Here is a 9,052-nt window from a genome sequence, read left to right as displayed (position 1 = left end):
TGATTTAAAATGAGACAATCTTAGGTTATTCGGGACTCTCATTCAATATGAATAACGCTAGATTATCATTATAAATCAATGCCTTGTAGAGATAGAACTGGATAGTGCTGGTGTGACCTATGAAGAGCAGTTATTAAAGCAGAGTGCGCTTGATTATAGTTTTTGTGCACTGCCGAACATTGTACATTATTTGACCTTAAAGCTGAAATTAACCGCAAAGACAATTATTGGTATTTTGACAAAGAGTGGTCGTGAGCATGAGTTTGTGAAAAATCCACAAGCTTTTTTAGAGTGCATAGAAGAAATACTCAATAAAACCTATGTTAATCTTACAATTGATGGCATTAAATATTTAAAGCTGGTCGGGCAAGAATATAGTGTGCAAGAGCTTTTTACCAGTGAAGAGCTTGTGGCAAATTTAGAGCGTACAGCTGTTGTGAGTGAGAAGAGTGTGTATGATCATGTGGTTTATGAAAGCAGTGTGGAGAAAGAGTTTGCGCAAAATCTCGATAATGACTCTGATGTAAGATTGTTTTTTAAACTGCCAAGAAATTTAAAAATAGCCACTCCCATTGGTTCTTATACGCCTGATTGGGCGGTTTTTTAGAGTGAGATGGCGCGCAAAAGCTTTATTTTGTACTGGAAACAAAAGGAACGAATAGCGAGTTTGATTTGCGCCTTAAAGAATTACTGAAGATTAAATGCGGTAAAGCGCATTTTGCTGCACTGCAAACGAGCGTTGCGTTTAACGACCAGCCGGTGATAAATTGGCGTGAATATAAGCGTACTTTGCCCGAAGGGGCGCATGAGTTTCCAAGTGCTGCGGTGGTTGTTGCAGAATGATTGGTGCATGAAATACTTAACGTGGGTGAGGGGGAGAGCAAAGCTTTTTATATCAAGATAATAAATTGACAAAAGGTAGCTATAATGTACACTTCATGTTAAATTTAATTGTTTTCATTTAATACGGGGGGTAAAGTTATGAAAACTAAAAATATGTATAATCCACTGAAAAAAATTAAAATTAAGCGTGTTGATGTTGCTACGCTCAAAGCCCGAGTAAGTGAGCAGAAAATGGCTGCTCGAGGTGCCCTTCTGAATTGAGATTTTAAAATATATAAAGCTGGCGGCAGAAAAAACGCCAGCTTTATAGCTTTTGGATATATTAATGACGATAGATTATGAAGTTAAAAAGTTGCTCTATGGCTGTGCGGCAATGAGTGGGGGTCGGCTGATTACAGATTCTTTCCATGCTTTTTTTCTTGTCTATGGGCGTTAGTATAACACAGTTAGCTTTATTACAAATTGTGTTTAGCGCAGCTATTTGTATTTTTGAAGTGCCTTGTGGGATTTTAGGAGATAAAATTGGCGTTAAAAAAAATGTTATCTTATCATGTTTCTTTTTTTCGCTCTTTTTCTTTTTATGTATCTACGCGCCTAATTTTTTTGTCTTAATTCTGGCAGAAATTATTTATGCTTTAGGCTTTGCTTTATGTTCTGGCGCTGATAGCACATGGATTAAAGGCTTAATCGACGGCGGTGGTTACAAGGGTAATTTGATCTACCACCAAGTAAACGCCTATAAACGGGAACTAGCGGCATTCATGAATATGGTTGCTGGTGCGCTAGGTGTTCTTATTGTTTTGTGTATGGATAATTATCAGTCAGCATATTATTTTTGTTCTTTCGGGTTTCTCGTGCTTGTATTCTTGTTTAGTCGGGTGACGGGGATAGCTATTGCATCCGTTTCGGATAGTCAGCCAATAGACTCAGGTTCTTTGTTGCATGCAACAGAAGCTTTTGCTTATTTAGTTACCTCAAAGATCGGGTTATATTATATATTGATATGTGGTTTTATTGTTGCTGCATTGCAGCCAGTATTTCATTTTTGGCAACCTTTTATTTTTGGACAAACAGGAGTATTAGACAATGCAACAGGAAAGACTAAAATTCTTATTCTTGGCCTGTGCTTTGTGTCTTATACTCTCGTAAAATACTTATTTAATCGCTTTGTAATTAAATATTTTATGCAAAAATACGCTCCTATGGCGATAACTTTGTATTCACTAGTCCTGAGTGCTGTTGTTATGCTTGCTCTGCTTCTCGTTGCAAACAGTTGGGCCCCCATTATTTTATTCACCGTATTTCACAGTTTTTTTCTGTCCCCGTAACGCAGTTTGAAGCAGAATTTTTTAAACATATTCAACAAAAGAATGCAAATACGGTTTTATCCATTGTTAGTTTTCTTGCTCGTATTTTTGGTATTTTAGCGCTTGTGCTGATTGGTTGGTTGGCAAACAATGTTTGTATAGAAGCAGCTTTTTGTTTCGCCTTGGTTTGTATATGTTTAATTATCCCGCTTAATTTGGCTTGGCTTTATACTGATAAAAAGTTAATAAAGACGAGGAGGTTTGAGAGTGAAGATACAGTTGAATAGGGACTTGCCTATGACTTACATAAAGACACAGGAAAAAATAGTGTGTGGGTCATCTTATATGGATTTAGTCGAAATTAATAGCTGTTTTAATCGGTGTATAGGCACAATGGATTGTAAAAATGCTAATGCCTGTGTTTTTTGACAACTTGGTCGGCTTTGTTTTTTACGTATGTAAGCAGCGAATAAGCAAAGGTTAGCACAGGTGTATTACTTGCAGTACCAAAAAGTTTGATTAAAAATACTAAAAATGGATATACAAGACGAACAAACGGCTCGCTGAGGATCTTTTATCAATGACTGTAGTTGCTTGGGGGCATAATATTGTACAAAAAAAACGCATGGCATAAAGTCCAAAAAACCAATAAAGGCGCATTGCGCTTCTCTTTTAAGAACTGGGCATCTCCTCTTACCGTAATGCGTTCTCATTATGCATCCTTTAGGCAAGACTTGCGATGGAAAGGCTTTACGGAAAAAATCAATGTGTTTTGTTTAAAAGATCCGATCTTAATACACCTTTCAATATGGAAGGGTATTTCACAATGTTTGTTGTGATGAAGCAATTGCTATCTCTTGGCATGCCACTGGCTATAGGGTTTATCTCTCAGATGATGATTTCCTTCACAGATGCAGCGCTTGTAGCGCATTTAGGCGTGCAAGCCTTGAGTGGTACAATGTTAGCTCTGAGTATATTTAGTTTTGTTATGTTGCTTGGGCTAGGTATTATTACCGCGGTTGCACCAAAACTTGCGGAAAGTTTTCGCAGACAAGATAGATATGCATTAAAGGCATGGTTTGATCAAGGAATATGGCTTTCCCTTTTGATTGGAATGATGAGTGCGATCATTTTACTCAACACGAGGAATATTTTGTGTCTTCTCGGACAAGATGAGGCAATTGCTACTATAGCGCAAGAATATAATCGTGGCGCTGCTATAGGGGTGGTGTTTTTTTATCTTTATGTAAATAGCCGGGGATTACTGTCAGCAATTGGTAATCCAAAGCCCTTAACCTGGGTTATGCTTGCGGCTATCCTTGTGAATTTTCTTATCTCTTGGCTGCTTATTTTTGGTATAGGTTCTGCAAGCGGATTAGGTGTCTTTGGTGCAGGAATTGCGAGCAGTTTGATCCGTATTTTAATTGTTATTGCAGCAGCAATAATTTTGTCCCGCAATTCTGCTTTTCATTCTTTTCGCTTTAATTATTTGAGACCAAAGTTAGAGATTTCACGAATAATAAAATTGCTGCGAGTAGGGCTACCCATTGGTATACGTATTCTTATTGCGGAGGGCTTTCCTTCGGTCATTGCATTTATGATTACGGCTTATGGGGTTGAATCTTTGGCCGCGCATACGATAGGGATGCGTCTCGATATGCTTATTTCTGTGGTGGCTTTGGGGATTTCCAGCGCAGCCGCGACAATAGCAGCGTGGTATAGAGCAGATAGGAATAATATGGCTCTAAAACAATTGCGTATGAGTGTCACAGTTTTTGCTGTAGCTTATGTCTTGTTTTTATCAGGGATTGTTTATCTCTCTTATGGATTCATCCTTACAACCATCTTTAATATTTCTTCAGAACGCGTTGTTGTTTTCTCTTGGGAGTTGCTTCCGTTCATCTTATTGTCTTTTGCTTTTGGCACTTTAGGAGCTATGCTCAATGGCATACTTGTGGGTTTGTTTGATACGTTTTGGTCAACAATTGTTGTAGCAATAAGTTATTGGGGGTTAGTCCTATTGGGGGGAGCGCTAATGGCGCATTTTTTTGAATATGACTTTATTGGCTATTGGCTTGGCATGATTGGTGCAAGCTTAATCGTTTCTATCTTTAATTATATGCGCGTGGGTTATTTAATAAAATGCAATCCTATGTTTGGGGCAGAGTGAGTGTTATAAAAGCGCTTGTAAAGCACTAGCTGTGAAGGCATAGCTATTCACCGTCCATAGAGGCTGTTTTGCTTCTATAGAGATAACAATATAGCTTACAAAACTTGCTTAATATTGAAAAGAAGTGCCTTTGATTGTAGTCTTAATATTCTTTATTGAATTTTAAAATAATATGGATTTATTAAAATCATTCGGCTTCAATTTAAGAGTAAGCTCGGTAGATTGGAAGAGTTTAATACCTTAAAAAATGACGAGAAAAAACGTGCTTATATTCATACGCCGTTGAGGAGGCATTTAAAAAAGTTGTTGTTTTTATAAGTTATTACCATTGCGATGCTAAAGTGTATACATTTGTCAAAACAATCGCAGACGCTGATGATGTTATTCTTGCAAGCCCTGTTTATCACGGGTCTTATTCAGGGGGATTGAAAAATGCTCTTGATAATTTAGATTATGATGCTTTTTAGATAAAGCTTTTGGTCTTTTCTCTCATGACAATACAACCAAAAATGCGCACTGCCATGTGTATATTTGGTACTAATTGTGCATATGCTTTATGGACAGGCACTGCAATATCAAGTTGCTTCAGCTAAAGATGATTTTGTGTCTGAGAATGCAGTCCGTACATGGAGACTTAGCAGCGCAAATGTACGGGTTTGCTGCGCACATCTTGCTGATAAAATGTACAAATTTTAAAATAATAAGGGTGGAGGATATGATCAAAATTGATAGGAAATACCGTTATTTAGTCGTTGGTGGTACAGGAATATTGGCTCCCTTGTGCCGGTTATTAGGGCTGAACAACGTGATTATCGCAGCGCGTTTTCGTTCTCATCAATCCAAAATTGAGTTATTTCAGACAAGGGCTAAATGTATATTTTGAAGATTATTATAAGCCATAGGCACAATTTTAAAAAGGGATACCACTATAGACGGGCTTGAAATATTGCATATTATGGGGGGCATTCGCCTGCACATGCATTTTCGTGTAGGTTGAGATTGAACGGTTGGTCTTCTTACCGAAGCTGCTTGCGTATTGTTCATGTTTTTGGTTCTAATGCAGAGGATAAAATAATCTCTGGATGTGCGCATCATAATAAGATTGATCCCACATCTGTAAATTAGGTCGGAAAAGGCGATCATATGGCCGGCGGTGGTCAATGAGAAAAGTGTTTATGATCATGTGATTTGTGAGAGCCGTATTGAGAAAGAGTTTGCGCAAAATCTTGATAATGACTCTGATGTAAGATTGTTTTTTAAACTGCCAAGAAATTTAAAAATAGCCACTCCCATTGGTTCTTATACGCCTGATTGGGCGGTTTTTTTAGAGTGAGATGGCGCGCAAAAGCTTTATTTTGTACTGGAAACAAAAGGAACGAATAGCGAGTTTGATTTGCGCCTTAAAGAAATGCTGAAGATTAAATGCGGCAAGGCGCATTTTACCGCCCTTGAGACTGGTGTGGTGTTTAACGAGGCACTGGTGATGAGTTGGCGCGATTCTAAGCGGGGGGTGGTGGTAGAGAGAGTGGGGGGCTGTGGTAGGAGTGGGCGGCACGAATGACGCTGTCTTTAGTTGCGTACCACCAAGCTAATTTTGTGCTTTGCGAAATTCGCCAAGGCTTTTGGACGTACCGCGTTTATCGCGTAATAAAATCTTATGAATATCATGCAGAAGGCGCGCAGAAACGGGTGATTGCGTGACTAGCTTCCCAATGCCGTAATAATGCCGTAATTAAGTACAGCCACATAATGAGATAGCTCTTCAATATCATCAGTCGCACTGATACTTTTTTTTATTTTCAAACAATAATAGGTCAGATGGTAACGATTATGTCCTTTCTATCTAAGAAAAGAGTAGCACCGCTTGCGTATATGCACGAGTAAAAGTCAATCAACATTGGTCTGAGGTAAAAACCGCCAATTATTTCTAATACACCTAAGGATTTCATAGCTTGCTCTAACGGTTTATATAAAACTGCCCTTTTAAAAGATGGATTGGGCGGCAAATTTATTGGGATATAGGCTTTATGAATCTCTCGAACTAAGCTTTCTACTATGCAGGTCCTAAGGCGTGAATGCATATATGGTCGCATCTGTTGCTGCATTGTGTAGGCAGGGATCCTAAACTAGGAAAGGAGGGCTGCTCTTTTAATTACAAAGGAAGAATACGGCGCGTAAGTGCAGCAAAATGTATTTTGAGGAGCAGTAAAGGGGTGAGGCATTTGATGTCCAGCGGGTAACGGATTAACTGGAGTATAAGTAGGCATTGCTAGGGCGGAGTTTTTAGTTAAGAATTGCACTTCGTACGCTATAAGCTCTCTGCATCCTTCATATAGGCGTTGGATCATCGCCCAATGCAACGTAAAGGGGCTGTTTTGTCTTTAGCGTTTGTTTGGCTGCTTCTATAGTGCCGCTGGCTCTATCAGCCATTATGGTGATAATTTTCTCATCCAAAGAACAGATCAATCGATTGCGTAATAGGGTATGTGTGCCTTTTTTGACCGTGTCTTTTTTTTAAAGCAGCTGTTACCTCGTGGCAGGATTGGGTGTGTTTATATGATCAGCCTGCCAAAGAAATGGAAGCGTTATCGCGATAGCCACCAATAGGAGCCCAGCGATAAAGGTGGCAGCAAACTGCAATGATATAAAAGAACCAAGGACGCCGACCAAAAAGCTTCCGACCGGCGTTCCAGCATAGCCTATCACTCGAAAAGCAGAATTAGCTCGCCCGAGAAGTTGCTTTGGTGTGAGGCGCTGCCTGAAGGCGGTAACACCAATAAACCATAAGCTTGCTCCAATGCCAGCGATAAAGGTGACGCCCCATACGACGACAGCACTTTTTGAAAAGGCTGGAATCAACAGCAAGACAACCGTTCCTAAACCGTCAGTGAGAACAGCTAGGCGCACCGGTGCATAACGTATATGCGGTGCAAATAAGGCACCTGCCATTGTACCAAGCGCGTAGGCTGCAAACATCACGCCATATTGGCTGCTATGTAGGCCCAGATACCGACTGTCGGTAACGAAGAAGATGAATGAGGTTAGGAATGCTCCAAATACCACCGATAGAAAGAATGTGAGTAATGTAAGGGAGGTAAGATGCCGATTTGAAAAAATGAAATGAAAGCCGGCAATGATATAACGGAAAGTGATGTTTTCTTTATCAGGTGTTGGCGATGTCGGAACAGCATGGCGAGCGGTAAAAATCAATGTGATAAAAAGCACGATTAACAGGCCGAGAAATAGCAGTGTGCTATGCGCTAAAATGCTGCTTGTTATGACAGGGGCAAGAAAATAGGAGACCCCGAAATCTAAAAACAAGACAATAGAGTAGAAGGTCATCAATCGCTCTCCCTCCATGATAAGTGGTGGAATCGTCATTATATAAGCTTCGGCAGAAACGACGATGAATCCAGCAATGGTTGCATAGAAGAAAATTTGTTCGGTTGGAGTAATCTGTATCATGAGCAGTACGAACAGGACAATATGCAGTAGCATGAAGATGAAGAGAGCCGAGGTGGCAAGTTTTATTTTGTCGCAGCGATCAAGTAAAGCGCCTGCAAGGATGCCGAAAATTGGCCACGCTAATGAAAAGAGACCTTGCGCCCAACTTACTCCGATTATGCCATATCCAGATTGTCTTGCTAATAGCGGGATGGCAGTGCGCAAAGCACCGCTGAGTAAGGCGAGCAGACTAACGGTTAGGCAAAAATAGCGTATGTTCTTGTTGGCAAAAAGCGTGAACATTCTGTTCTCCTTAAGATGCCACACAGGTTTCCGCTGTTCCATCAAGTACGGCGGTTGTATTCAGCATGTTTGCGACATAGTCGTCCAAGATATTCCTGTCTTCCTGAGGTAGAAGAAAATACATAAGGTTGGAATACCATTGCCAACCACGCTGAGTCAGCTGGAGATTGTTATCACTTTCTGCGATGAGACCTGCACCTATGAGCTGTTGTAGGTTATTGTATACGAAAGAGGGAAGTGCGGTCCAGTCAATTCTTTCTTTTTTGGCATAGCCGTTATAAGGTAGCCGCATACACAAAGCTTTGGAGGCTTGTTGCTCCGCTGATACCCAATTGTAGTATACTTTGGATTTTCCTTTAAGTTGTATGTCGGTAATGTATCCGCTTCGACTGGGATTGGCTCGTGTGACGAGTGAGCCGAGAATCGACAGTGCTGACGCCCCAAAGCCAACCACATAATTGTCATGATAACCATGCAAATATTTGTGATAGCGGAAATAATTAGCTGAACTCGTTTTAGCGAGCGTTAGAGGAGTGTTATTGGCAATTTTGATATAGGAATGCCCATTACACGGCGCATAGCCGCAGCTGCGCATAACGATATCGCTAAATAATCGAAGCATCTGTCGATGCTGTAGGCTGGACGGTTTTAGCCCTTTTTGTGCGTAAGACTTATGCAGTTGCGACGTGATAGCCAGATTGTTGATTGCATAGAGGTTGATGGTTTCAGGGTGAAGCTCGCTGGCTTGCTTCAAATCGTATAATAGTTCTTCAGCTTGCTGGCTGTGCATGCCATATAGTAGGTTGAAACCGACATGTCCAATTATGTCTTGTGATCAAGCCACGGTATTGTTGATTTGTTCACGTGTTGAGGTGAGGTTAAACAATGATCGGAAACGCTCAATGAAACTCTGTATGCCGAAGCTGATTCAGTTAACGCCGATCTCACGGGCAGCATAAAGTTTATCACGTATGACGCTCTTCGG

Annotated in this window: 10 protein-coding genes and 1 pseudogene; 9 read left to right on the top strand and 2 right to left on the bottom strand. The window is 40.4% G+C overall.

Annotated features, from left to right (window positions below):
* The first annotated feature begins 112 nt into the window (after positions 1–112).
* The 9 genes and pseudogenes from ACFIL2_RS02765 to ACFIL2_RS02725 all read left to right on the top strand — a co-directional run bounded on the left by ACFIL2_RS02765 (position 113) and on the right by ACFIL2_RS02725 (position 6,021).
* On the top strand, positions 113–607 hold the full coding sequence (locus ACFIL2_RS02765; protein ID WP_375634713.1) for a hypothetical protein: 495 nt from the start codon (positions 113–115) through the stop codon (positions 605–607).
* Positions 608–672: 65 nt separating this feature from the next.
* Positions 673–843 (top strand): hypothetical protein, encoded by a 171-nt coding sequence (locus ACFIL2_RS02760; protein WP_375633523.1) that lies wholly within the window; start codon positions 673–675, stop codon positions 841–843.
* 138 nt (positions 844–981) lie between these two features.
* On the top strand, positions 982–1,104 hold the full coding sequence (locus ACFIL2_RS02755; RefSeq protein ID WP_375639991.1) for a hypothetical protein: 123 nt from the start codon (positions 982–984) through the stop codon (positions 1,102–1,104).
* A 158-nt stretch (positions 1,105–1,262) separates the two neighbouring features.
* Entirely contained in the window at positions 1,263–2,171 is a 909-nt protein-coding gene (locus ACFIL2_RS02750; RefSeq protein WP_375639992.1) for an MFS transporter, read from the top strand.
* An 805-nt stretch (positions 2,172–2,976) separates the two neighbouring features.
* Positions 2,977–4,320 carry an MATE family efflux transporter gene (locus ACFIL2_RS02745; RefSeq protein ID WP_375680410.1) on the top strand — a complete coding sequence of 448 codons (1,344 nt, stop codon included), beginning with the start codon at positions 2,977–2,979 and terminating at the stop codon, positions 4,318–4,320.
* A 341-nt stretch (positions 4,321–4,661) separates the two neighbouring features.
* Entirely contained in the window at positions 4,662–4,787 is a 126-nt protein-coding gene (locus ACFIL2_RS02740) for an NADPH-dependent FMN reductase (RefSeq protein ID WP_375633527.1), read from the top strand.
* A 248-nt stretch (positions 4,788–5,035) separates the two neighbouring features.
* A complete protein-coding gene (locus tag ACFIL2_RS02735) occupies positions 5,036–5,203 on the top strand; it encodes a hypothetical protein (protein ID WP_375633528.1) in 168 nt (55 codons plus the stop codon).
* Positions 5,204–5,473: 270 nt separating this feature from the next.
* Positions 5,474–5,881: pseudogene (locus tag ACFIL2_RS02730) on the top strand (hypothetical protein).
* Complete coding sequence (locus ACFIL2_RS02725; RefSeq protein WP_375633529.1) at positions 5,878–6,021, top strand: hypothetical protein; 144 nt, start codon at positions 5,878–5,880, stop codon at positions 6,019–6,021. Before ACFIL2_RS02730 ends, ACFIL2_RS02725 begins: the two are co-directional and overlap by 4 nt.
* Before the next feature lie 825 nt (positions 6,022–6,846).
* Here ACFIL2_RS02725 and ACFIL2_RS02720 read toward each other — a convergent pair.
* Both ACFIL2_RS02720 and ACFIL2_RS02715 read right to left on the bottom strand, forming a co-directional pair.
* On the bottom strand, positions 6,847–8,067 hold the full coding sequence (locus ACFIL2_RS02720) for an MFS transporter (protein ID WP_375636608.1): 1,221 nt from the start codon (positions 8,065–8,067) through the stop codon (positions 6,847–6,849).
* A 10-nt stretch (positions 8,068–8,077) separates the two neighbouring features.
* Positions 8,078–8,857, bottom strand: a complete 780-nt coding sequence (locus ACFIL2_RS02715) for a hypothetical protein (protein WP_375633531.1) — start codon at positions 8,855–8,857, stop codon at positions 8,078–8,080.
* Positions 8,858–9,052: the final 195 nt, after the last annotated feature.

Source organism: Bartonella sp. AP30XZML (assembly GCF_042195945.1).
GTDB lineage: Bacteria > Pseudomonadota > Alphaproteobacteria > Rhizobiales > Rhizobiaceae > Bartonella.
Note: the sequence above shows the minus strand (reverse complement) of the source record. Positions and strands in the feature narration are given on the sequence as shown.